At 59.2% G+C, this 24,138-nt stretch carries 23 protein-coding genes and 1 tRNA gene; 17 read left to right on the plus strand and 7 right to left on the minus strand.

What is annotated here, in order from left to right; translation table 11 throughout:
• Window positions 1-32 precede the first annotated feature (32 nt).
• The 4 genes from IV109_RS03350 to IV109_RS03365 form a co-directional block, all read right to left on the minus strand.
• A complete protein-coding gene (locus IV109_RS03350; RefSeq protein ID WP_296692075.1) occupies window positions 33-863 on the minus strand; it encodes an urease accessory protein UreD in 831 nt (276 codons plus the stop codon).
• 15 nt (window positions 864-878) lie between these two features.
• Window positions 879-3,182, minus strand: coding sequence for an NADP-dependent malic enzyme (locus IV109_RS03355; RefSeq protein WP_296692078.1), 2,304 nt, complete (start codon window positions 3,180-3,182; stop codon window positions 879-881).
• A gap of 230 nt (window positions 3,183-3,412) precedes the next feature.
• Window positions 3,413-3,928 carry a hypothetical protein gene (locus tag IV109_RS03360; RefSeq protein WP_296692081.1) on the minus strand — a complete coding sequence of 172 codons (516 nt, stop codon included), beginning with the start codon at window positions 3,926-3,928 and terminating at the stop codon, window positions 3,413-3,415.
• Window positions 3,929-4,095: 167 nt separating this feature from the next.
• Window positions 4,096-5,067, minus strand: coding sequence for a tripartite tricarboxylate transporter substrate binding protein (locus tag IV109_RS03365; protein ID WP_296692083.1), 972 nt, complete (start codon window positions 5,065-5,067; stop codon window positions 4,096-4,098).
• 105 nt (window positions 5,068-5,172) lie between these two features.
• On the opposite strand from IV109_RS03365, the gene IV109_RS03370 reads away from it, so the two are divergent.
• Window positions 5,173-5,574, plus strand: a complete 402-nt coding sequence (locus tag IV109_RS03370; protein ID WP_296692085.1) for a hypothetical protein — start codon at window positions 5,173-5,175, stop codon at window positions 5,572-5,574.
• A gap of 30 nt (window positions 5,575-5,604) precedes the next feature.
• On the opposite strand, the gene IV109_RS03375 is transcribed toward IV109_RS03370, so the two are convergent.
• Window positions 5,605-6,678, minus strand: coding sequence for a CDP-6-deoxy-delta-3,4-glucoseen reductase (locus IV109_RS03375; RefSeq protein ID WP_296692087.1), 1,074 nt, complete (start codon window positions 6,676-6,678; stop codon window positions 5,605-5,607).
• Between the two features lie 47 nt (window positions 6,679-6,725).
• Here IV109_RS03375 and IV109_RS03380 point away from each other — a divergent pair, with 47 nt between their 5' ends.
• From IV109_RS03380 to IV109_RS03435, 12 genes are all read left to right on the plus strand, one after another.
• Window positions 6,726-7,685 carry an SDR family oxidoreductase gene (locus IV109_RS03380; protein ID WP_296692090.1) on the plus strand — a complete coding sequence of 320 codons (960 nt, stop codon included), beginning with the start codon at window positions 6,726-6,728 and terminating at the stop codon, window positions 7,683-7,685.
• Between the two features lie 59 nt (window positions 7,686-7,744).
• Entirely contained in the window at window positions 7,745-8,692 is a 948-nt protein-coding gene (locus IV109_RS03385) for a GntR family transcriptional regulator (protein WP_296692093.1), read from the plus strand.
• Between the two features lie 29 nt (window positions 8,693-8,721).
• On the plus strand, window positions 8,722-10,044 hold the full coding sequence (locus IV109_RS03390; RefSeq protein WP_296692095.1) for an ABC transporter substrate-binding protein: 1,323 nt from the start codon (window positions 8,722-8,724) through the stop codon (window positions 10,042-10,044).
• A 95-nt stretch (window positions 10,045-10,139) separates the two neighbouring features.
• Window positions 10,140-11,048 carry a branched-chain amino acid ABC transporter permease gene (locus IV109_RS03395; protein ID WP_296692098.1) on the plus strand — a complete coding sequence of 303 codons (909 nt, stop codon included), beginning with the start codon at window positions 10,140-10,142 and terminating at the stop codon, window positions 11,046-11,048.
• 28 nt (window positions 11,049-11,076) lie between these two features.
• On the plus strand, window positions 11,077-12,054 hold the full coding sequence (locus tag IV109_RS03400; protein WP_296692101.1) for a branched-chain amino acid ABC transporter permease: 978 nt from the start codon (window positions 11,077-11,079) through the stop codon (window positions 12,052-12,054).
• Window positions 12,051-12,830: an ABC transporter ATP-binding protein gene (locus tag IV109_RS03405; RefSeq protein ID WP_296692105.1), complete on the plus strand. Its 780-nt coding sequence runs from the start codon at window positions 12,051-12,053 to the stop codon at window positions 12,828-12,830. The genes IV109_RS03400 and IV109_RS03405 overlap by 4 nt, the downstream gene beginning before the upstream one ends.
• 3 nt (window positions 12,831-12,833) lie before the next feature.
• Window positions 12,834-13,496: an ATP-binding cassette domain-containing protein gene (locus IV109_RS03410; RefSeq protein WP_296692108.1), complete on the plus strand. Its 663-nt coding sequence runs from the start codon at window positions 12,834-12,836 to the stop codon at window positions 13,494-13,496.
• A gap of 36 nt (window positions 13,497-13,532) precedes the next feature.
• A complete protein-coding gene (locus IV109_RS03415; protein WP_296692113.1) occupies window positions 13,533-14,969 on the plus strand; it encodes a hypothetical protein in 1,437 nt (478 codons plus the stop codon).
• Window positions 14,966-15,490 (plus strand): UGSC family (seleno)protein, encoded by a 525-nt coding sequence (locus IV109_RS03420; RefSeq protein ID WP_296692115.1) that lies wholly within the window; start codon window positions 14,966-14,968, stop codon window positions 15,488-15,490. Before IV109_RS03415 ends, IV109_RS03420 begins: the two co-directional genes overlap by 4 nt.
• A 30-nt stretch (window positions 15,491-15,520) precedes the next feature.
• Entirely contained in the window at window positions 15,521-16,915 is a 1,395-nt protein-coding gene (gene selA, locus IV109_RS03425) for an L-seryl-tRNA(Sec) selenium transferase (protein WP_296692118.1), read from the plus strand.
• Window positions 16,912-18,810, plus strand: coding sequence for a selenocysteine-specific translation elongation factor (gene selB / locus IV109_RS03430; protein ID WP_296692121.1), 1,899 nt, complete (start codon window positions 16,912-16,914; stop codon window positions 18,808-18,810). Before selA ends, selB begins: the two co-directional genes overlap by 4 nt.
• Before the next feature lie 57 nt (window positions 18,811-18,867).
• Window positions 18,868-18,960: transfer RNA gene (locus IV109_RS03435), tRNA-Sec, on the plus strand.
• 14 nt (window positions 18,961-18,974) lie between these two features.
• Here IV109_RS03435 and IV109_RS03440 read toward each other — a convergent pair.
• Window positions 18,975-20,513, minus strand: coding sequence for a class I adenylate-forming enzyme family protein (locus IV109_RS03440; RefSeq protein ID WP_296692124.1), 1,539 nt, complete (start codon window positions 20,511-20,513; stop codon window positions 18,975-18,977).
• 153 nt (window positions 20,514-20,666) lie between these two features.
• On the opposite strand from IV109_RS03440, the gene IV109_RS03445 reads away from it, so the two are divergent.
• The gene (locus IV109_RS03445) at window positions 20,667-21,146 is read left to right on the plus strand and encodes a VOC family protein (RefSeq protein WP_296692127.1); all 480 of its coding nucleotides are present in this window, start codon (window positions 20,667-20,669) and stop codon (window positions 21,144-21,146) included.
• A gap of 6 nt (window positions 21,147-21,152) precedes the next feature.
• Here the strand turns inward: IV109_RS03445 and IV109_RS03450 are convergent, their stop codons facing one another.
• The gene (locus IV109_RS03450; RefSeq protein ID WP_296692132.1) at window positions 21,153-21,779 is read right to left on the minus strand and encodes a TetR/AcrR family transcriptional regulator; all 627 of its coding nucleotides are present in this window, start codon (window positions 21,777-21,779) and stop codon (window positions 21,153-21,155) included.
• A 282-nt stretch (window positions 21,780-22,061) separates the two neighbouring features.
• Between IV109_RS03450 and IV109_RS03455 the strand changes: the two genes are divergently transcribed.
• From IV109_RS03455 to IV109_RS03465, 3 genes are all read left to right on the plus strand, one after another.
• On the plus strand, window positions 22,062-22,694 hold the full coding sequence (locus IV109_RS03455; RefSeq protein ID WP_296692136.1) for a CoxG family protein: 633 nt from the start codon (window positions 22,062-22,064) through the stop codon (window positions 22,692-22,694).
• Between the two features lie 64 nt (window positions 22,695-22,758).
• Window positions 22,759-23,613 (plus strand): xanthine dehydrogenase family protein subunit M, encoded by an 855-nt coding sequence (locus IV109_RS03460; protein WP_296692139.1) that lies wholly within the window; start codon window positions 22,759-22,761, stop codon window positions 23,611-23,613.
• 30 nt (window positions 23,614-23,643) lie between these two features.
• Window positions 23,644-24,135, plus strand: a complete 492-nt coding sequence (locus IV109_RS03465) for a (2Fe-2S)-binding protein (RefSeq protein ID WP_296692144.1) — start codon at window positions 23,644-23,646, stop codon at window positions 24,133-24,135.
• Window positions 24,136-24,138: the final 3 nt, after the last annotated feature.

A 24,138-nucleotide genomic window follows, 5' to 3' on the forward strand; every position in this document is an offset into this window, starting at 1 on the left:
CCCCGCATCATTTTGATATCAAAATAATAGCACTACATAGACCAAATACGAGGGCTGGAGGCGGATATGTTCCAAAAATGGTGCCGCCAGGCAGTCCAGATCCCACGAAGCAGCTCGGCGGCGGGTTCCACCACGGGTGCGAGCACCCGCACCACGATCACCTGTTCATTGGGGCTGGTGGCTCCTGCCATGGGTCGCAACGCGTGTGTGTCAATCAATGCGCGGGCCAGGTCCAGTGCCCGTTCACGCCGTGTCCGGTCGAGTTTGCTGCCTGACACAAAAAACAGGGAGGCCACGCACCGCTGACCTGCCAGACCCAGTGGGCTGTCCATCAGACGCTGGTCATCGGCCTTGATCAGTCCGCGCTCCAGCCACACGCCGGGTACCTCGATATGCTGCAACAGGCTGCCGGCGTCAAACGGTTGATGGGCGTTGGGCAGACCCAGGGCACTGATGTCCCAGCCGATGAACTCGGCTTGCGGTGCCAGGTCCAGCGTGAGGTGGTTCTCGGCAATGCAGTGGTTGTAGCAAATGGTTTCCAGGGGAAGCCATTCAAGGCGTGCCTGGTCTGACAGCGTGATGTGGGTGCGTTGCAACGCCGGTTCACCGTGTGAGCGGTAGAACCGGGTCGCGCCCGGTGTGGTGATGAGGCCGTGGGAGCCGTCGCCACCCTTGATGCGGATGTCCAGCGTATCTCCGCCCACAAGGCCGCCAGGTGGGTGCACCAGGACGTTGTGGCAGATGGCATCGCCTTCCGGATAAAGGCTTTGCAGCACGCGCAAAGGCCCCTTGTGCAGAAAGTGGGCCACGGTGCGTTGACCCTGCCACGCATAGTCAATCTCCAGGGACGCGTGCCAGGCCATGCTTGGATCGTCGGACTACTTGCCGTGCGCTGCGTTGGCCACTGCCAGTGCGGTCATGTTGACCACCCGACGGACCGTGGAAGACGGTGTCAGCACATGCGCCGATGCGGCGGCGCCCAGCAGGATGGGCCCCACCGTGACCCCGTGCCCGCCAGTGACCTTGAGCACATTGAACAAAATGTTGGCAGCGTCCAGATTGGGGCAGATCAGGATGTTGGCCTCGCCATGAAGCTTGTTGTCCATCAGGGCAGCGTGGCGCATGTTCTCTGACAAGGCCGCGTCGCCGTTGAGCTCCCCATCGCATTCCACATCGGGTGCCAGCTGGCAAAAAATCTCATGGGCTTCACGCATCTTGAGCGCCGATTTCCGGTTGGATGAACCATACATCGAGTGCGAAAGAAACGCGACCTTGGGCGGCAAGCCGAAGCGCCTTACCTCGTCGGATGCCATCAGGGCAATGCTGGCCAACTGCTGTGCGTCGGGGTCTTCATTGACAAAGGTGTCGGCAATGAACAGGGTTCGGTCATCAAGCATCAGGGCATTCACCGTGGCCAGTCCGGAGGCGTCCGGGCGAACGCCGATGAGGTCGCGAATATGGTCCAGGTGCACATCAAAGCGCCCCACCAGTCCGCACAGCATGGCGTCGGCATCGCCCAGTTTGACCATCAACGCTGCGATGGTGGTGTTGGAGCGGCGCACCGCCGCCTTGGCCGCGTCAATGGACACGCCGCGCCGTCCCATCTGGTGGTGGTAGGTTTCCCAGTACTGGCGAAAGCGGGGGTCGTCTTCCGGGTTGACGCATTCCACATCGACGCCGAGCCTGATACGCAGACCGGCTTTGAGCAGACGTGCCTCAATGACGGCGGGGCGGCCAATCAGGATCGGGTAGGCCAGACCTTCATCCACTGCGACCTGGGCGGCACGCAGCACGCGCTCGTCTTCGCCTTCGGCATAGGCCACGCGCTTGGCAGTTTGGGCCACAGCTTTGGCGGCCGTGAAAACCGGACGCATGAACATGCCGGTCTGGTAAACGAAACGCGACAGTTGTTGACGGTAGGCTTCCATGTCATGGATGGGCCGCACTGCCACGCCGGATTCTTCGGCTGCCTTGGCCACGGCGGGCGCAATGCGCAGGATCAGCCGGGAATCAAACGGGGTGGGGATCAGGTAGTCCGGTCCAAATACCAATTCTTTGCCGGCATAGGCGGTGGCCACTTCTTCGCTGATGTCGGCCTTGGCCAGATCGGCAATTTGCCGCACGCAGGCCAGCTTCATGGCCTCGGTGATTTTGGTGGCGCCACAGTCCAGCGCGCCGCGAAAGATGTAGGGGAAGCACAGGACGTTGTTGACCTGGTTGGGGTAGTCGGAACGGCCCGTGGCAATGATGCAGTCTGGCCGCACGGCCTTGGCCAGCTCGGGGCGGATTTCCGGTTCGGGGTTGGCCAGCGCCAGGATGATGGGCTTGGGGGCCATCGTCTTGACCATGTCCTGCGTCAGCACGCCAGCGGCAGAACAGCCAAGGAACACATCGGCGCCGTCGACCACATCGGCCAGGGTGCGCAAAGCAGTCTTTTGTGCATAAGGCGCCTTGGATTCATCAAAGCCACCGGGGCGGCCTTCGTGAATCACGCCTTTGGAGTCGCAGACATAGACGTTTTCGCGGCGCACGCCCAGGCCAACCATCACGTCCAGGCAGGCAAGGGCGGCCGCCCCCGCGCCAGAGACGGCGACTTTGACGTCCTCAATCCTTTTGCCCACCAGCTCAAGTCCGTTGAGCAGTGCTGCACTGGAGATGATGGCGGTGCCATGCTGGTCGTCATGAAACACCGGAATATTCATGCGCTCGCGCAATTTTTTCTCGATGTAGAAGCACTCGGGCGCCTTGATGTCTTCCAGATTGACGCCACCCAGCGTGGGTTCCATGGCGGCGATCATCTCCACCAGTTTGTCGGGGTCGCGTTCGGCCAACTCGATGTCAAAAACATCAACGCCCGCAAACTTCTTGAACAGGCAGCCCTTGCCCTCCATCACAGGCTTGGCCGCCAGCGGCCCGATATCGCCCAGGCCCAGCACCGCCGTACCGTTGGTGATGACGCCCACGAGATTGCCGCGCGAGGTGTACTCTGCGGCCAGGGACGGGTCGGCCTCGATGTCGAGGCAGGGGTAGGCGACTCCTGGCGAATAGGCCAGAGACAGATCGCGCTGGTTGGACAGCGGCTTGGTGGGTGTGACCGAAATTTTCCCGCGCGTTGGTGTGCGGTGATATTCACGAGCCGCGTCGCGAAGGGCATTTTCTGCGGGCGATAGTTCTTTGGACATTCATGTCTCCAATATGGGTTTTCCAGGCACCAAGCGGCTGAGGCTTTGCAAAGCCTGCGGATGGTCGCGTTATGCGTAGCCTGGGTGACTTCGAGTGATTCCTGATCTTGGTGATCGTGGTCGCATTTTATATACAGCCGCCAGGGGCTTTGGACCGGCAAGACGGGGGCAAGCCCACCGTGCGTGCATGCACGGTGGGCTTGTGAGAGGCAGGCGACGGCGCGCAGCGGCTACATCTGACCTTCCGTCAGGGTATCGAGCTGAAATCTGCCGCTGCTATGCCATAGCCAGGTGTCGGTGTAGGTTACGCGGCCCATGCGGGTGGGTGCCGGAAATGGCGCCGCCAGACGCACGGTGCGCTCGATCTCGGCGACCACTTCGGGCGCATGGCTTGGAGCCCGCATCCATTGGGTGCCAGTGACGCGGCCTTTGCCGTCGACTTCAACCTGCAGTACGCCGATCGCGTAAAGCATGGGGGGCATCTTCCCTTTGAAAATTCGATTGGCATTCTTTCCGTAGAGATGGGTAGCCGCATCGCGCCGGTAGTCGCGGGGATTGGTGGCTGCAGATGCCGTGCCACTGATGTCGGGCGCAGGGAGCTGGCTGGCGGCTGGGGGGGCGGCAGGAGCCGGGGTCGGCGCGGAGGGTGCAGGTGCAGGCGCAGAGGTGCAGCCTGCCATCACGGCAATGAATCCGGCCCAGGCAGCCAGCAGAAGCGTGTGACAGAGTTTGGGCGATAGGTGCATGTGGCGTCTCCGAACGGGGTATTTGGGGTTTGGTGATTGGCAGTGCGCGCGGTGTGAATTGGCACTCAGACCCCTACTTTGCCCGAAAAGTACAGCCTTGTGCAGATTTGCGGGTTTCAAAAGGTAATGGTTTGTCAGCATTCACCGGGGGCTGCGTTACCGGTAGCTCAGTCAACACGCGCGCCAGAAGCTTGCACCAACTTTTCGTATTTGGCACGCTCCTTCTTCATGAACGCACCAAATTCGTCCGGCGTTGTCGGGACCGGCTCGGCCAGCAAGGCGGCAAAACGGGCTTTGGTCTCGGGTGCCTGAAGTGCGGCCACAAAGGCCTGATTGAGTCGGGCCACGACCTCTTTGGGTGTGCCCGCAGGCGCCACCAGCCCCCACCAGGTGTCAATGGCAAAACCTTTTAAAGTGTCTGCCACGGATGGTACGTCGGGCAGGGCGCTGGCCCGTGTCAGGGTCGTGACTGCGATGGCCTTGAGCTTGCCGGATCGAACGTTGGGCGCGGCCGTTGCCAGATTGTCAAAGTTGAAGTCCACCTGGCCGCCGAGCAAGGCCAATTGCGCCGGGTTGCCGCCGTTGTAGGGAATGTGGACGGCGAAGATGCCGGCTTCCTTCTTGAACATTTCACCGGCGAGGTGCCCTGCGCTGCCGTTGCCGCCGCTGCCGTAGTTGAGTTTGGCCGGGTTGGCTTTAGCATAGACAATCAGGTCACTGACGCTGTTGATTTTCAGGCGCTGTGCGACCTCAGCGTTCAGGACCAGCACATTGGGCACCCGCAGCATCTGGGTGATCGGGGCAAAATCGGTTGCCGCGTTGTAGGGCATCCTGGCGTAAAGCCAGGGGTTTACCGCGTGGGTGGCCGTGGCCGCGATGCCGATGGTGAGCCCATCCGGCGCTGCTTTGGCCACTGCATCTGCGCCAATATTGCCGCCCGCACCGGGGCGGTTCTCGATGATGACGGGCCCCAAGTTGTCTCGGACCCGCTCCGCCAGGGCGCGCGCGGTCAGGTCGATGGGGCCACCCGCAGCGTAGGGCACGATCAGGCGGATGGGTTTGCCTTGGGCTTGCACCCCTGGCGCGACGACGGTGCTGAGAATGGCAACGACGGTGAGAAGGAGTTTGGTGTGGCGCATGAGGCTATTGTGCTCAATTTCAGGCCTTTGTCCCGTTAACAATCCTTTACAAGTCTTTGCATGGGGTTTGTCGTTCGTGTGTGGCGAGGCCTGCGTTGCATAGCCATGGGATTTCCCCATGCCTTAGCAACCCTGGAGTTCAAGATGAAGATTCAAACCCTGATTGCCGCGCTGATCCTTGCGGCTGGCGGCACCGCTTTCGCGCAAACCACCCCAAGCCCAGCGCCCACGGTGAAAGACCCCACTGCGACCCCGGGGCTGGACAAGCGGCAGGCGGAACAGCAAAAACGCATTGACCAGGGCGTAGCTTCCGGTCAACTCAATGACAAGGAAGCAGCTCGCCTGCGCGCCAGAGAAACCAAGCTGGAAGCCGACAAACAGGCCGCCAAAGCGGACGGCAAAGTGACCGCACCGGAACGCAAGAAGCTTCATCGTGAGGCGCATCGGGACAGCAAGGCCATTCACCGGCAAAAACACGATCGTCAAAACACGGCGCCGGCCAGGTAAAACAGGTGTCAAAAACGGCCAACGAGCATCTCAGCCCTTGGCCGATTCGCGCGCCTTGTCCGCTTCGGTCGTGAAAGAATCCGCGTAAAACTCGTCCTCTGGCAACCCGGCCTGGGTGATGTAGGCGGCCCGGGCGGAGTCCACCACAATCGGGGCGCCACAGGCGTACACCTGATGCTTGGACAGATCGGGGAAGTCCTCCAGGACCGCCTGATGCACATAGCCCGTGCGGCCGCTCCAGGCGTCTTCCGCCAGGGCGTCTGACACAACCGGCACATAACGCAGATGGGGCATCTCGGCGGACTTGGCTTTGACCCACTCATCCATGTACAAGTCTGACGGCCGGCGACCGCCCCAGTACAGGGTGATGGAACGCGTAATGCCTTTGAACTGCATGTGTTCAATGAGTGCCTTGATGGGAGCGAAACCCGTTCCAGAAGCCAACAGAATAATAGGTTTCTGACTGTCTTCACGTAAAAAGAAGCTGCCATAGGGGCCTTCGACGCGCAGGATTTCCTTTTCCTTCATGGCGGTGAACACATGGTCTGTGAACTTGCCACCGGGCATGTGCCGAATATGGAGCTCCAGTCCACCGCCTGTTGCTAGCGTATGGGGTGCATTGGCCATGGAGTAGCTGCGCCGGGCACCATCGCGCAGGATGAACTCCACATACTGGCCGGCGTGGTAAGTGAAGCTGTCGTTGGCGGGCAGTTGCAGCTTGATCAACATGACGTCGACAGACTTCTTCTCCATCAAGCTGACACGTGTAGGCATTTTCTTGATGGGAAATGCGCCTTCCTGGGTCACCTGGCGCGATTCAAGCACCACGTCGCTTTGCGCCACGCTGCAGCAGGTGAGGACAAAGCCAGCGGCCTCTTCCTCGTCACTCAGGGCTTTGCTCTGGTGCGGGCCGTGTACGACAACGCCAGTCAGCTTTTTGCATTTGCATGACCCACAGGCGCCATCTTTGCAACCGTAAGGCATGCCAATACCCTGGCGTATGGCCGCAGCAAGAATCCCTTCACCGGGCTTGCTTGTAAAGGATCGGCCACTGGGTTGTACGGTGATCTGGAAGCCTGGGGTCCCGGTTTCGCTGCTGCTCATGTTTTCTGTATCCTTGGGCCGTGTTGCATTGTTAAGGGTCTCCGATTTTGCCTTCAAACCAAAGCCCCTCTTCGAGTTTGTATGCCACCCGCCCAGGCGCCTTGCCCGCCCGCTTTCGCAGAACCCGGGTTTTGATCGTGGGTTGTGGTGATGTGGGCCTGCGGGTTGCGCAGGCCCTGAAGGGCCGGGTTCGCCTGATCGCCCTGACCTCCAGCGTTGATCGCACGCAGGCGCTGAGGACGCGTGGCATAACGCCGCTGGTCGGTAATCTGGATTCCCCCGGGTCGCTGCGCCGCCTGGCGGGATTGGGACAACGTGTACTTCATTTGGCACCCCCGCCGGGCGAAGGATGGGGCGACCCGCGTACGCTTGCCTTGACCCGAGCCCTGCGTTTGCGCAGCCCGCCTGTGGTACTTGTTTATGGCTCCACCAGTGGCGTCTACGGTGACTGTCAGGGTGATTTTGCTATGGAAACAAGAGCGCCAAGCCCAGATACGCCGAGGGCCAGGCGTCGAATTTATGCGGAAAATTCGGTTCGTTTCTTTGGTCGTTCGGCTCAGGTACGCAGCAGTATCCTGCGCATTCCAGGCATCTACGCGCCAGATCGGGAGGGGGGTACACCACGGGCGCGCCTGCTCAAAGGTACTCCCGTGCTGCAGGAGGCCGATGACGTCTACACCAACCATATTCATGCCGACGATCTGGCCCGCGCCTGCGTTGCGGCGCTTTGGCGAGGCAAGCCGCAGCGTGTCTACAACGTGAACGACGACACGTGCCTGAAGATGGGTGACTACTTTGATCTGGCCGCTGATTTGTACGGATTGCCACGCCCGCCCCGCGTGGCGCGAAACACGGCCAGGGATCAGCTGCCTTTGATGTTGTTGAGCTTCATGAGCGAGTCGCGTCGCATGGACAACGCGCGTTTGAAACGAGAGCTGCGACTGCAATTGCGCTATGCCACAGTGGACGCTGGATTGCTGTCGCCATGGCGCCTGGATGGCGATTAGTTGTGTGTGTTGCGTCGCAGCATTGAATTCGATTGACGCGTGATTTTCTGAATCGCACAATGCGATTGTCGGACAAAGAGCCGGCGGAAATAAATAGAAGACGCGAGGAGACAAATCTGGAAGCCACGGCCAAGGCGGTAACACGCCTTAAAGCATCAACGGTATCGGACCGCCGCGCGCGGGTGGTAGAGCCGCGCACGGCGCGGTCGCCTGCTGCCAAGGCGGCACCTTCATGTGTGGCCGGGACTGAAACCGCAGGCATGTTCAGGCAAATTCGTCTGGAACCTGCGTACAAGGCGGTGTCGGCTGAAATCGAGCGCAGCATTCTCGAAGGTGCTCTCAAACCTGGGGAACCTTTGCCCACGGAGCAGGCTCTGGCCGAGCATTTTGGCGTGCACCGTTCGACGGTGCGTGAGGCCATTCGGCAGGTTGAACAAGAGGGTTTGCTGCAAAGACGCGAAGGTCGCCGCTTGTTTGTCACCTTGCCCGGCCTTTACGATATGGCGCCGCGAGCTGCACGTCTGCTGCTGCTGCAGCAGACGACCTTTCATGAGTTGTGGCAAGTTGCGGTAATCGTCGAGCCGCTCGCGGCGCGGCTTGCGGCGGAACATGCCGATGCGATGGATCTGCAGGCGCTGACCGCCAACACGGACATGACGGCCGAATTGACCGAAAGCGGTGGCCGCACATTGGATGAAAACGCCCGCCTGGTTCAGTTGGACGTAGAGTTTCATGCCCTTGTGGGACGTGCCAGTCACAATCCTGCGCTGATTCTGGCGAGAGAGCCCATCAGTCTGCTCTACAACCCCACCTTGTTGCGAATCCATATGCAATTACCGCAGTCCAAGGCGCGCAATCTGGCAGCCCACCGTGCGATCTTGAAGGCGCTGCAGCAGCGGGATGCCGTTGCTGCAGAAGACTGGACCCGCAAACACATGGTTGATTTTCAGCGGGGCTTCGAATTGGCCGCGCTGGACATGAGCGCACCCATCACACTTAACCCGTAGTTCTTTCCCATCAACCCCAGGAGACAAGCATGAGAGAAACAGCGAAGAAGTCAGTTTTGCCGCGTCGGCGCACAGTGGCGTTGGCTGCAATGAGCGTCGCGCTTGCGTGCGCTACACAGATGACGCAGGCCCAGGAGACCTTCAAGGTCGGCATCGTCAGCTTCCTTTCGGGCCAGGCAGCGGAGAGCTTCGGCATTCCCGCGGTCAACGGTGCCAAGGTTCTGGTCGAGGCCTTCAACAAGGGCGAAGGCCCGGCTCCCTACAACAAGCCCGGTTTTGGTGGCCTGAAGATCGAACCCATCTACGTCGATGAAAACGGCGGCGCCACCAAACAAGTCCAGGAACTGCGCAACCTGTACGACCGCGAAAAGGTTGATGCCGTGGTTGGCTATGTGGGTTCGGGTGACTGTCTGGCAGTTGCTCCGGTGGCCGAAGAAATGAAGAAATTTCTGATCCTGTACGACTGTGGCACACCACGTATTTTTGAAGACGGCAAGTACAACTACGTCTTCCGTACTGCAGCCCATGCCACCATGGATAACGTCGCTTTGGCGCGCTACCTGAAGGCGCGTAACGCCAAGGCTGACACTTACAACATGATCAACCAGGACTACGCCTGGGGTCAGGACTCGCGCAAGGACTTCATGCTGTCCATGGCGAAGTTGTACCCGAATTCCAAGGCTGGCGAAGACCAGTTGCCTAAATTTGGTGCAGGTCAATATGGCACCGAAATTTCGGCGCTGATGGCCAAGCCAGCCGATGTCACCCATTCAAGTTTGTGGGGCGGTGACTTGCAGGCCTTTATCCTGCAGGCCGGTCCACGAGGCTTGTTCAAGCGCTCGCAGGTTGTGCTGTCGGCGGCCGACCACGTGTTGCCTGGGCTGGGCGAGAAGATGCCTGACGGTGCGATCATTGGCGCACGCGGTGCCTACGGTCTCTTGGCGCCAAAGTCGGCTCTCAACGACTGGTGGTGGAGCATCTATCAAAAGGCTTATACCGTCTACCCGGTTCAGGCTCCTAACCGCATGGCGCAAGCCCTGATGGGTCTGAAGCTGGCAGTTGAAAAAGCCATGGCCGCCAATGGCGGTAAGAAGCCGACAACCGAGCAACTTGCCGCCGCTATGACCGGTCTGGAATGGGATTCCGCGGCAGGCCGCATCCGCATGGCCCTGGGCTCTGGTCACCAGGCGATTCAGGACACGGCGATTGGCCGGACCCGCTATGACGCGGCGAAAAAGATGGTGATGCTGGACGATATTCAGCGCTTCCCCGCCGAATGCGTGAACCCGCCGGCCACCATGAAGTCAGAGGACTGGATCAAGGCCGGCTTTCCTGGTGCCAAGTGCAACTGATGCGCTGAGCTTGCCTGCGCCGCCCCTTCTGGGGGTGAGCAGGCGGGACCCGCCACAGCGCGGGTCCCTTGTCACTTATCTGGATCATCTTTCAAATGAACAACGCCATTACCATTCTCATTGACGGCTTGACCTATGCCTCCTGGCTTTTTATCGTCTCGCTGGGACTGACGCTGGTATTCGGCGTGTTGAAGATATTGAATATTGCGCATGGCAGCTTCTATGCCCTGGGTGCCTATGCCGCAGCCAGTTTCGTGGGCTGGGTCAGCGTACTCAAAGTCAGCCCACCGCTGACGGTGCTGCTCATGCTGGTGACTTTGTTTGTCGCCGCGCTGGCGGTCGCAGCGCTGGTTGCGCCGCTGACCGAACGAGGGTTGCTTCGATTTTTCTATGGTCGCGACGAAGTGCTGCTGGTGCTCGTGACCTATGCCATGTTCCTGATTCTTGAAGACGTTACCAAGCTGATCTGGGGGGCCAACCCCTACTATGTGTCCGAGCCCTATGCCATGTTTGGCAACATCGAAATCGGGACGCAAATCTATGTCGGCTACGACTTCATGCTGGTTGGCTTGGCGGTCCTGATTGGGTTGGCAGTGTGGTGGGGACTGAACCGCACGCGCCTGGGCAAGCTGGTGCTGGTGGTCATTCACAGCGAAGAGGTTGCCTCCAGCATGGGTATCAACGTATCCCGTATATACATGCTGACCTTCACAGTTGGTATTTTTCTTGCTGCAGTGGGTGGGGCCTTCACCGCACCCATGATTTCGGTTCAACCGGGCGTTTCGGTGGGCGTGATCATTGTCTCGTTTGCCGTTGTGATCATCGGTGGTTTGGGCAGCATTGAAGGTGCCGCCATCGGTGCCTTGATTGTGGGTCTCGCTCGTGCGTTTGCCGTCCATGTGGTGCCGTCAGCTGAGTTGTTTTCCATTTACATCGTGATGGCGGTGGTGTTGGTGTTCCGTCCGGAAGGCCTTTTCCAGCGTATCCAGGCGCGCAAGATTTGATATGAGCGAATCCCTTTTACATTCCCCCTTGCGGTCCGCTCCACGTGCAAGCGCCCGTTCGCGCCTGCTGCTGGCGGGTCTTGGCTTTACCCTCTTGCTGCTGGTCGCGGGTTGGTTCATGCCCAAGTGGCTGACCTTCCTCCTGACCATGGCCGCTTCCCATGGGCTGGTGTCCCTGGGCATTGTGCTGCTGATGCGTGGTGGCGTCGTCTCCTTTGGACAGGGGTTGGTGTTTGCCGTGGGTGGTTATGCCGCAGCCCTCGGCTTTGCGCGGCTTGGCCTGACCGATGCGGTGGGTCTGACCCTGATGGGCGGTGCGGCTGCGGTGCTGGTCGCCGCTCCTTTTGCACCGCTGCTTTCGCGTTACCGCGGCATCTTTTTTGCCATGCTGACGCTGGCCATGTCCATGGTCGCTTATGGGGTGTTGGTCAAGACGGAGATGCTCGGCGGCTCAGATGGCTTCAACATGGGGCGGGCTACTTTGTTTGGACAAATGTTGCCTGATGCGTACGTGGGGTATGTGCTGTACGCGGTGACTATTGTCTTTAGCGCGGCTCTGGCACTTCTGGCGCGGGTTTACATGGATTCGACCCGCGGGCTTGTGACCCTGGCCGTGCGGGAAAACGAACTTCGCGTTGAATACCTCGGCGGATCAGTTCGACGTGCCATGGGAATCAATTTTGTGATGGCCGCTTTTGCCGGCGGAACGGGTGGGGCCTTGACGGTGATGTCGCTTGGGCACATTGATCCCAATTTTTCCTATTGGACCAGCTCAGGTGAATTTGTTTTTGTGGCCATACTGGGTGGTTGGCAGAGCGTGCTCGCGGTGTTCGTTGCGTCCACCGTGCTGGAGGTCGTGCGCTCCTTTTCCAGCCTGTATTTCCCCAATACCTGGCAACTGGCGCTGGGTCTTTTCCTGTTGCTGGTGATCCGCTTTCTCCCGCGGGGTATAGGCTCGCTCTGGGTTGATCGCGGCTGGTGGTCGGATGAAGGGGAAAAGAAATGAATGCCCAAGTTGCCCATTCAGGGGATTCAATGATGCTGAGCGCTTGCGGCATCGAAAAGCGTTTTGGTGCGGTCATCGCGGCCAGTGACATCAATGTGACAGTTGCCCGTGGACAGCGGGTCAGCCTGATCGGCAGCAATGGCGCCGGCAAGACCACATTTGTCAACATGATCACCGGGTATCTCAAGCCGGATGCCGGCAGCATCGTGCTGGACGGCACTGACATTACCCAGATGTCACCGCGTGCGATCACCCGGCTCGGCGTGGCCCGCTCTTTCCAGATCCCGCAGCTGTTTCCCGAGTTGACAGTGATTGACAACATGCTGGTAGCGACTGCCTGCCACGGCAATCGTTTGTCGTTTTGGCAACCGGCCCACCGGCCCGATGCCATAGTTCGTGCCGACGACTTGCTGCAGCGCTTCAAGCTGGCCGATTACCGCCAGCGCCGAGTCGCTGAACTCCCGGGCGGTGTTCGCAAGTTGCTCGATATCGCCATGTCCATGACGGGAAGCCCCAAGCTGCTGCTGCTCGATGAACCCACCAGCGGTGTCTCGGCTGAAGAGAAGTTTCCGATGATGGACACGATCATGACTGCACTGGGCGGTGAACCGGTCACAGTCCTTTTTGTCGAACACGATATGGACATCATCGAACGCTATTCCGAGCGGGTGCTCGCCTTTTACAGTGGCCGCATCATCGCTGATGATGTGCCGCAGAAGGCGCTTGCAACCGATGACGTTCGCCGTTATGTAACCGGCACCTTGCGACAGGAATGACCCATGCTGAGTATTGAATCAATTCATGTTGCGATCGAGTCGGTGCAAGTGCTGCGCGGCTTGTCTTTGACGGTTGCCGATGGCACGATGGTCGGCCTGGTCGGGCGCAATGGCGCTGGCAAGACCACGCTGATGCGCTCGGTCATGGGCCACCTGACGCCTTCTCAGGGGCGGATTGTTTTCGACGGCATGGATCTCGCAGCCATGACGCGTCATGCACGGGCTGAACATGGCATTGGGTACATGCCGGAGGATCGTGGATTGACACCTGAGTTGACGGTGGAGGAAAACATTCTGGTGCCGGTATGGGCTACGGCCAAGCTCAAGCCGACGGAGCGCCTGGAGTTCGTTTATGGGGTCTTGCCTGAACTCAAGGCCATGCGCGAGCGCCGCGCTCTGCTGCTGTCTGGCGGCCAGCAAAAGCTGGTGGCCTTGGCACGGGCGCTTGCCATTGGCACGAGACTGCTCCTGCTGGACGAGCCATTTGAAGGCGTCGCTCCGGCTTTGTCCATGCGTTTGGGTGAGGTCATTGGTGGCTTGCGCGGCGGCCAGCTGTCGGTTCTGATTTCGCAATCTGATTTGAACCATTCCCGCAGCCTGGTGGATGCCGAGTTTGTGATCGAACGCGGTGCTAACATGTCAGCCCCCGCCGCTACTGCGGCCTGAATAGCAGAAGAGACAAGCACATCGCGAATGGAAACCATGCATCCTTTACCCGATGGCCTGATCATCATCGCCAAGCGCGAGTGTCCCACTTGCATTCTGGTCGAGCCACTTGTCCGCGAGCTGGCCCAGGGAGCCAAGCCACTGACGGTTTACATCCAGGATGACCCGGCCTACGCCGCTGGCGTCGTAAACGCCATCTTCGATGAAACCCTTGAGCATTCCTACCGTCTGAATACAGAGATTGTTCCTACTTTGATCCGGGTTGAAGCAGGGCAGGAAGTTGAACGCACCTACGGCTGGCATCGCGGGGACTGGCAGCGTATTTCCGGCCATCCGGAGCTGGGCCGCAGTCTGCCCGAGCTGCGTCCAGGTTGTGGTTCCAAAACATTGGACCCAGGGACCGCAGAAGAGTTGGAAATCCGCTTCGGCAAAGTCAAATTTTCATCGCGTCAAGTCGAACTTGGCGAGGGTGAAGATTTGATGGAAGCCTGTTTTGAGCGGGGCTGGACGGATGGCTTGCCAGTGGTACCGCCGACTCAGGCACGCGTGCTGCGGATGCTGGCCGGTACCACGCGGCAAGCTGATGAATTGCTCGGCATGATGCCGCCTGATCTGGCCCCCTGTACGGTGGAGAAGGTGGCAATCAACGCGGTCATGGCTGGCTGCAAGCCGGAGTACATGCCGATTGTGCTGGCTGCTGTCGAGGCCGCGCTGATTGATGAATTCGGCATGCATGGTGTGTTGTGCACCACCATGTTTTGTGGGCCGCTGGTGATTGTCAACGGGCCAATGGCAAAGGCTGTTGGAATGAATTCCGGCGTCAACGCGCTGGGACAAGGTAATCGCGCCAATGCGTCCATCGGGCGCGCTCTTCAATTGGTCATTCGCAACATTGGTGGCGGTCGCCCGGGTGAGTTGGACCGGGCCGCACTGGGGACGCCCGGGAAATACAGTTTCTGTTTTGCCGAGGCGCAAGACAGCCCGTGGGAATCACTTGCTGTTGAGCGTGGTTTTTCGCCTGCTGCATCCACGGTGACGCTCTTTGCCGCCGAAGGTGTGCAAGGCATCGTCGATCAAAAATCCCGTACACCTGAGTCTCTTGCGCGCAGCTTTGCGCTGTGCCTGCGCGCGGTCGATCATCCCAAGCTGGCCATGGCTGGCGACGCGCTGCTTGTGGTGTCGCCGGAACACAGTCGTGTGTTCATTGATGCCGGTTGGTCAAAGGCGCGTCTGCGCCAAGAGCTTGAAAGTTTGCTGCTGTTGCCCGGTGACGAAATGATTGTGGGTGCCGGCGGCATCGCTGAAGGGCTTCCGGCCAGCTTTGCGGGTACCTCTGTGCCAAAATTTCGTCCTGGTGGCCTACTTATCGTTCGGGCCGGTGGTACTGCCGGTCTGTTTTCGGCCGTCATTGCTGGATGGGCCGCTTCGGGTCTTACCGGTTCTACCCCAGTTTCCAAGGAGATCACAACGTGAGTCTGTCCCATATTCTTCTCGATCCGACGGCGGAGCGGGCGTCAGCGGTGCGTGCCCTGCAGGCGCGCCCGGTGGCGCTCAATGGCCTGATCGTCGGCATTCTGGATATTTCAAAAGCGCGTGGCAATGTGTTTCTGGATCGCATCGCTGAGCAGCTTGCTGCCCGCGGCATCAGCGTGAAACGTTATCGCAAGCCGACCTTTACACGTGTCGCGCCGATTCCGCTGAAGCAGCAGATCGCTGCCGAATGCAATGTAGTGATTGAAGGTTTGGCTGACTGAGGGTCCTGTACGTCGTGCTGTATGCATGACATTGCAGATCTCGAAGGTCGAGGCATTCCGGGAGTCGGTATTGCATCCACTGAATTCGTGCAGGCAGCCGCTTTGCAATCCAAGGTGCTGGGTATTGATCCAGCGCTGGTGTTCGTGCGCCATCCTATCCAGGATCGTACGGATGATGAGCTGCGTACGCTGGCAGATGAATCGATGGAGCAGATCATCCGCTCAATTACTGCGGCTTGATCCGAGCGCGTGCCGCCAATGGAGGGCGGCATGATCGCAGCGCAGGGCCACAGCCTTATGCGTTTGCCCGCCGTCGATCGAGTGCTCGGCTGGCCAGCCGTTGCTGCACTGATCGATGCCCATGGCCGTGCCTTGGTGGTGCAGGCCGTCCGTGATGAATTGGCTTCCGTGCGTGGGCAATCGGCGGAATTTTCCGAGGTATCCCTTGTGCACAGCGTCGATGCGCGGGTAACAGCGCTTGTAGCCCCGTCACTGCGTAAGGTTTTCAACTTGACCGGTACCGTCCTGCATACCAATCTGGGTCGTGCACCGCTGCCACCACAAGCGATTGAAGCCATGGTGCGGGTTGCCTCGGGCGCGTCCAACCTTGAATTCGATCTGGCCACCGGCAAGCGCGGCGACCGCGATGTCCATGTGGAGGAGTGGTTGTGCCGTCTCACCGGCGCCGAAGCGGCAACTGTGGTCAACAACAATGCCGCAGCCGTATTGCTGACCCTCAATAGCCTGGCCCTGCGCAAGGAAGTTATCGTCTCCCGTGGTGAACTGATTGAGATTGGTGGTGCATTTCGTCTGCCCGATATCATGGCGCGCGCCGGCTGCAAGTTGCGCGAAGTTGGCACGACCAACCGCACGCATCTGCGTGATTTTTCACAGGCAATCGTTGCAAAGACGGCGCTGGTGTTGAAGGTACATGCCAGCAACTACAGCATTCAGGGGTTTACAGCAGAAGCGGATGCCCGTGAACTGGGTCTCCTGTGCAAGGCACAGGGTTTGCCTTTCGTGGTTGATCTTGGCAGCGGCACCCTGGTGGATCTCGCGCGCTTCGGTTTGCCGCATGAACCAACGCCGATGGAAACATTGTCCGAAGGCGCTGATCTCGTCACGTTCAGTGGCGACAAATTGCTGGGCGGTCCACAGGCGGGCATCATCGTGGGGCGGTCGGATCTGGTAGCGGCAATCAAGAAGAATCCAATGAAGCGTGCGATGCGCTGCGACAAGTTGACGATCGCTGCGCTGGGCGAGGTTCTGCGTCTATATGCCGATCCGCAACGTTTGGTCCAGCACATACCCACTCTACGTTTGTTGGCCCGCCCGCAGGTGGAAATTGACGCCATGGCTCGTCGCCTGGAGCCTGTGCTTGCAAAATGGTTGGGTGAGCGCGCACATGTGTCGGTTGTCGCGGTACAAAGCCAGATTGGCAGTGGATCGTTGCCTGTTGATTTGCTCCCGAGTTGTGCGCTCAGTATCACACCAGTGGGTGCCAAGCGTGCATCCGGGCGTGCCCTTGATCAGTTGGCGGCCCATTTTCGTAACCTTGGCACGCCGGTGATTGGACGAATTGCAGACGGTGTCTTTCTGCTCGACTTGCGTTGTCTGGAGGACGAAGCCGGTTTTCTTGGTATGTTCACCTTGCCTCTTGCATGATCGTCGCCACTGCAGGCCATGTTGATCATGGAAAAACAACCTTGGTCAAAGCGCTGACTGGCGCTGATACGGATCGTCTGCCAGAAGAAAAGCGGCGCGGCATGTCGATTGACCTGGGCTTTGCCTATGCGGATTTTGGCGGCGCTTCACCAATGGGTTTTGTCGATGTGCCCGGGCATGAGCGATTTGTGCGCAATATGCTGGCCGGTGTGGCCGCCGTCGACTTTGCACTGCTGGTGATCGCGGCCGATGATGGGCCTATGCCCCAGACACGCGAGCACCTGGCCATTCTTGATTTGCTCGGATTGAACCATGGTGCGGTGGCTATCACCAAGGTCGACCGAGTCTCGCCGCATCGACTGGACGAGGTGCAACGGGAGGTCGCTGCTTTGCTGGCGACAAGCGGACTTCGGGATGCTCCGGTTTTCCCCATGGCCCTTCCCAGTGGCGAAGGGGTGCCTGCTTTGCGCGCGTACCTGATGGAGGTTCAGCGGGCCCGACAGGCCCATTTGGTCGGTGGAAATTTTCGTCTTGCAGTGGATCGCTGTTTCACAAAAGACGGCGCAGGTCTGGTGGTGACCGGCGCTGTTGTATCCGGTGTCGCGCGTGTTGGGGATCAGCTCATTGTGTCGCCGCATGGAATTTCGGTGCGGGTTCGCAGTGTCCACGCTCAAAATCGGGTGGCCGAGTCGGCTTGTGCAGGACAGCGCTGCGCACTTAATCTGGTTGGTATCGGTCTCCAGCGTTCGGACGTGGCCCGGGGTGACTGGATTGTGGCGCCCCCAGCCCATGTGCCAACTGCGCGACTCGATGTGAGGCTCAGCGTACTGGGTTCCGAGTCGCGGCCCCTGGCACACTGGACTTCCGTGCACCTGCATATCGGTGCTGCGGCCCTGAGCGCACGCGTTGCCATTCTTGGTGCACGCTCAATTGCGCCAGGAACTAGTGGCTTGGCGCAGTTGGTGTTTGAAGAGCTCATCGGCGCATGGCGTGCTGATCGCTTCATCGTGCGGGACCAGTCAGCGCAGCGCACCATTGCAGGTGGCATGGTGCTGGACTCCTTTGGTCCAACGCGCGGTCGCTCCCGGCCAGAGCGCCTTGCGCACCTGCTTGCGATGGAGATTCCCGTTGCCTCTTCCAGTTTGATGGCCTTGTTGGATAGCGGGTCGCTGGGTGTGAATCTGACTCGATTTGCGCAGGCATGGAATCTGACGTCAGATGAAATGGATGCCTTGCAGCGAACTTTGCCAATCAAGGTGGTGGCAGATGGCACTGGTCTGGTGGCGTTGACACTGGTACAGTGGGACGTTCTGCAGGACGCCTTGCACACAACCTTGGGCGAATGGCATACAGCGCAGCCGGAGAGTCTGGGTCTGACCGAGACTGCGCTTTGGAAATTGTGTGCCGTGCAAACGGGCTTCACGGTTTTGCGTGCCGCAGTCAAATCCTTGCTGGCGGATGGCCGCGTTGTGCGCGAAGGCATGAGCCTGCGCCTGCCTGGGCATCGCGCCTCCTTGAGTGCGCAAAATGCGGAGCTTCTGGAGAAAGTTTCAGTTTTGTTGCAAGCTGGCGGATTGCGTCCACCCATTGTGGGTGAACTCGCCGCAGCGCTCGGTATGGAGTTGCCACTGCTGCTGGAGTTCCTTCAACGCGTGAGCGCTCTGGGGCATTTGGTGCGGATCGCCAAGAATCGGTTTTTTTTGCCCAAAACAGTTTCGACATTGGGACAGCTGGCGCAAGTGCTCGCCACGGAATCGGTGGATGGCAAGTTTGATGCGGCCCAGTACCGGGATCGTTCAGGTATTGGCCGAAATCTGACCATACAGGTACTGGAGTTTCTCGATCGTGCCGGCATTACCCAACTGGTTGGCGAGCGTCGGTTCATGCAGGCATGAGCGCACCAGTTTGTGGATCTTTGTCCGGTATGATGAATTCCCCAGTCAGTCAAATACGGAAGGGGATTGCATCCCGGTGGAGCGCCCGGACTTCAAATCCGGCGAGGCGCGCTTAGCGCGCCTGGTGGGTTCGACTCCCACCCCCTTCCGCCCTCATCCGGTGCTTATGCGCTGGTGTATGCGGCGCGCAACTCACGCTTGAGGACCTTGCCAATCGCACTGCGTGGCAATTCATCGAGATACTGCACGCTGCTCAGGCGTTGGGTCTTGCCAACTTGCTCATTCGCCCACGCCAGCAACTCGGTCGCCGGCACCGATTTCCCCGGGTGAAGAACCACAAAGGCCACTGGCGTTTCACCCCATTGCACTGACGGGACACCGACCACTGCCGCTTCGAATACGGCGGGATGTTGGCGCAAAACCGCTTCCAGATCACTCGGGTAAACGTTGAAGCCCCCAGAGATCAACATGTCCTTTTTGCGGTCAAAAAGGGTCAGGAAACCGTCGGTGTCGAAACGGCCGATGTCACCCGTGCGGATAAATCGCTTGCCTTGCGGGTCAAACCACTCGGCCTCACGGGTTTTGTCCGGTTGGCGGTGGTAGCCAGTCATCATGCCCCCCGAGTTGCCCACAACCTCACCGGCTTCGCCAATACCGACTTCTACGCCGTTGTCGTCAATCAGGCGAATGTCATGCCCCTCAGCTGCCCGTCCCACTGTGTGCAATTTATCGGGATGGGCGTGGGCCTCCAGGATGCAGGTGCCACCGCCCTCCGTCATTCCGTAAAACTCCACCAGGGCCCCGGGCCATCGCTTGAGCACATCGGCTTTGATCGCGGCGCCGAAGGGGGCGCTGGTGGAGAACTTCACCTGGAAGCTGGACAGGTCAAACTGGTCAAAGTCAGGGTGCGACATCAGACGCTGGTACTGGACGGGGACCAGCATGGTGTGCGTGGCGTGGTGGGTTTGGGCCAATTTCAGGTAACCCAGTGCGTCGAACTTGGGCATGAGCACCACCGTGCCGCCAAAACTGAGGGTTGGGAAAAAGACCACCAGCGTCGTGTTGGAGTAGAGAGGGGTGGACAGGATGGTGACAGTTTCCGATCCATAGTTGTAGGCCGCACCGCGCCGCACATGGGACCAGCGCATGCCGTGTGACTGCACGATGCCTTTGGGATCACCCGTCGTTCCTGACGAGTAGATGATGTTGAACGGCCATCCCGCCTGCACGACGACCGGTGACGGCTTTTGCCCGGCTTGGGCCAGCCAGCCCTCAAGGGGGCGACCCACCGAACTGCCATCCAGCGCGATACGCGCTATGGCATCGGGACCGCAAGCTCCCAGCGACTCGGCACCCAGTGTGTCGGTAAATACCAGTCGAGCTTGCGCATCTGAGACCATGCGTTGCAGGCTGCTTGCGCCCGAGCCCGGTGCAAGCGGTGCCACAACCACCCCGATGCGCAATGCCGCCAGGAAGACGGCGGCGTATTCAATCGACATACCCGCGCATATCGCGATGGCATCGCCCGCCTTAAAGCCGTCGCGCTGCAGTGCGCATGCAACTTGGTCCATCAAGGCATCCAGTCCCGCATAGTCAAGGCTGCGCTCGCCCTGCACCAGGGCGCGCTGGTGCGGTGAGTTGAGCGCGTGTTCGCGGATCAGGTCGGTGATGGTGCCAAATTCGGTGTCGAGTGGGTTGATCATGGGATGGAATGGGTTGCTAAGAATTTGAACAACATCCTACCGAGCATTTGGGTGCCTGTGTGTCGCCATGGTGCATCCGTTATTTGCTTGCCTTATACTATTGACCGTGTGGTAAACAAGTATTGCAATCAACACCAGAAAGCTGGGAATATCATGCCAATCGAAAGTCTGGACCATTACTCGGTTCGCACCGCCAACGTTGATCGAGCGGTCATGTTCTACGAGCGTACACTGGGTTTTCGACGCGGAGCCCGACCGGCGTTCAATTTCCCTGGTGCCTGGTTGTACCGCGTTGCAGCGGACGGCGAAATCACGGGGGGCAGCGTCGTGCATATCGTCGGCATCGATCCCAATGACAGTGCCGGACTAAGCGACTACCTCGGAGAGAAGCCCGCTTCACAGGCCGTGGGAAGCGGCGCGCTGGATCATATTGCGTTCGTGGCTTGCGACATCACTGCCATGTACACCGAAATGAGACGGCAAAAGATCGACTTCAGGGAGCGCAAGGTTCCCAATATGGCGCTGCACCAGATCTTCATTGAAGACCCCGACGGTGTCACGATTGAGTTGAACTACGCCCATCCGGATGACCTTGCCGCGGGGCAACTCCATCTGGCATGCACGCCGGCCTGACGGCGATCAGCGGGTCCGTTTGCCAAAAAGAACGTCGGCAGAGGCGATGAAGGACTGGACACGATCAATCACGATTTGATTGAGGTCTGTCGGTCCGGGTTGGTTATACACCCACTGTCGAATGCCGATGTAGAAAATGCCCCCGTGAAGACCCCACATGAATTCATATTCCCGCTCGCTCACGGGCCCCTTTTCCGGCAGACCGAGATGGCGACGGGTTTCACGCAGGATGCGGGGGAAAAGCTTCTTCTTCAACAAGCCCAGGTACTGCTCCGGAATGGAGCCATCCGCCAACCCCGAAAAAACAAAAATCCTGACCCATTCCGGCGTCAGGATGGTCGCCGCGTAATCCAGATAGAAGCGTGTCAGCTTTTCTTCCAATCCTGCCGACGCGTCGTCCAGCCAGTCCTCCCATTCCTGTTTCCAGCGGCCAAGGTAGACCTCCTGGTACACCCGCTCGATAAGCGCTTGCTTGGTTGGAAAGTAGTGGTACAGCAGGGGATGCGTGATGCCAATTTCCTTGGCCAGGTCGCGTGTTTGTCCTTCAAGGCCCCGCTCGGAAAAAAATTTGATGGCCCCAGCCAATATTTGTTGCTCCCGCTCGGCCGTGCTGAATCGTTGTCGCGTTTTCACCGGTTTTGCTGATGTCGTGGCGACCGATGCTTTCGTATTTCTGGTTGACATGGGGGTTTGGGGTGACGCTTTGCAGGAGCGCCTGAAAGACGAAGAGTGGGGTTTGGCGCTATCGCATCATGTTACCGCAGCCTGGAAATTTTCTATGCCTACACACGAAATATTTGACTTAATTGACCAACGGGTAAATAATGATGCATGCGCCTGTAAATGTGAGTGCCAGACCCGATGGCATCCAGTTCGGCAAATCGGCATGAAGTTATCTGAAATAGGAAAAAAACCATGGAACTGAATGGAGAGCAAATTGTTCGTGCACCTCGTCAACAGGTATGGGACGCACTGAATGACCCGGCCATCCTGTCGCGCTGCATCCCCGGTTGCGAGGAAGTCAAAAAGGTTTCCGACACGGAGACCCACACCCGGGTCGCGATGAAAATCGGGCCTGTGCGAGCACGGTTCGCAGGCAAGATATTCATGACCGACGTCACCGTGCCATCCAGTTGCACTTTGACATTCGAGGGGTCTGGTGGCGCTGCCGGCTTTGCCAAGGGGCGCTCAGGGGTGGTGTTGACCGATGAGGGATCAGGCACAAAACTGAGCTATTCGGTGGAGGCCTCAGTCGGTGGAAAGTTGGGCCAGATCGGCGGTCGCCTTATTGACTCCTCTGCGAAAAAGATGGCCGACGAGTTTTTTGCCGCCTTTGACAGTGCCCTCACGGGTGGAACCCTCGAAGCGGGTGCTACTGCGGCTGTGCCCGCAGGAGCGGTGTATCCAATCTCCGTGGGACCGGCTTTGACTGGCGCGCCCGGCAGCAATCAAGCTTTCCCGGGTGGCTTTGCGCCGGAGTTGTACCGTGCGTTCTGGTTCAGCTTTGGTGCTGCATTTGCCTTGCTGCTGAGCCATTGGCTGCGCTAGCAGGAATAGCCGAGCCACGCGGCTTACTGACCAACCCTCGCGATAACGGAACCATGGAGCGATCTTGAAAGCCCCTTCATTTGACTATGTGAAACCAAGCACGCTGAGCGAGGTCTTCTCCCTGCTGCAGGAGCATGGAGATACCGCCAGGATCATTGCGGGTGGGCAAACCCTGCTCGCAACTCTGAACATGCGTTTGTCCGAGCCCAAGCTGCTGATTGACATCAACGGCGTGCGTGGTCTGAGTGGGATCTCGGTGCAAGAGAACTGCGTGCGAATCGGTGCGATGACGCGTCACAGCGAAATTGAGGAGTCGCATCTCATTGCAGCGCATATGCCGCTGTTGGCGATGACGGCGCCGCACGTCGCACACAAGGCCATTCGAAACAAAGGTACGCTGGGTGGGTCGATTGCATTCGCGGATCCTGCTGCAGAGTGGCCTTGCTGCGCCGTGGCATTGGATGCGGTCATTGTCATGGCCAGCCAGCGCGGTTTGCGCCGTGTGAACGCCGGCGACTTCTTTCAGGACTTGTATACGACCGACATGGCCTCTGATGAGTTGATCGTGGCATGTGAATTCCCGTTGCAGCCGTCGACGACCGTGTGTGCCTTTGAGGAGCTCGCGCGTCGTCATGGCGACTATGCCATCGTTGGGTTGGCTGCTGTGGCCCAGGCTTCGGGCAAGACCTTGAGCAACCTGAGACTGGTATTTTTGGGCGCCGGAAATATTCCCGTCCGTGCCAGAGCGGTGGAGCGCGCGCTGGAGGGCCAGCCGCTTGGTCCGGAACTGCTGGTTGCAGCCCGAAAAGCCCTTGCGGGTGAACTGGCACCTGCTGCCGACCTCTACAACTCAGCAGAGATGAAACTGCACCTGGCCAATGTTCTGTTGAACAGGACCCTTGCGAAGCTGACAGCATGAACAGGCACTTCGCAGCTTTTGGAGATACCCATGGTTGAAAAAAAACAGGTCACCATTTGCGTCAACGGGACGGACCAGACGCGACACGTTGAACCCCGTACACACCTGATCGACTTTATTCGCGATGAACTTGGCCTCAAGAGCGCCCGTACAGCTTGCGAGCACGGTGTCTGTGGCGCATGTACGGTCCGTCTGGATGGCGATATTGTGCGAGGCTGTCTGGTATTGGCGGTCCAGGCCGACGGGCAGGATGTGGAGACTATCGACGGTGCCAGCGACCGGGGCGATCTGACCGACTTGCAGGCGGCCTTTCATGCCCACAACGCCTTGCAGTGCGGCTTTTGCACGTCCGGCATGTTGCTGACGGCCTCCTCTTTGCTGGCAGAAAAGCCGCAGGCGACCCGTGACGAGGTGCGGGAATACATGTCGGGCAACTACTGTCGTTGCACCGGCTATCAGTCGATCGTTGACGCCGTCTGCGAGGTGCTTGAAGCCCGTCGCCAGTCCGTACCACAAGAATAAGGA

The organism is Rhodoferax sp. (assembly GCF_018780565.1).
GTDB lineage: Bacteria > Pseudomonadota > Gammaproteobacteria > Burkholderiales > Burkholderiaceae_C > Rhodoferax.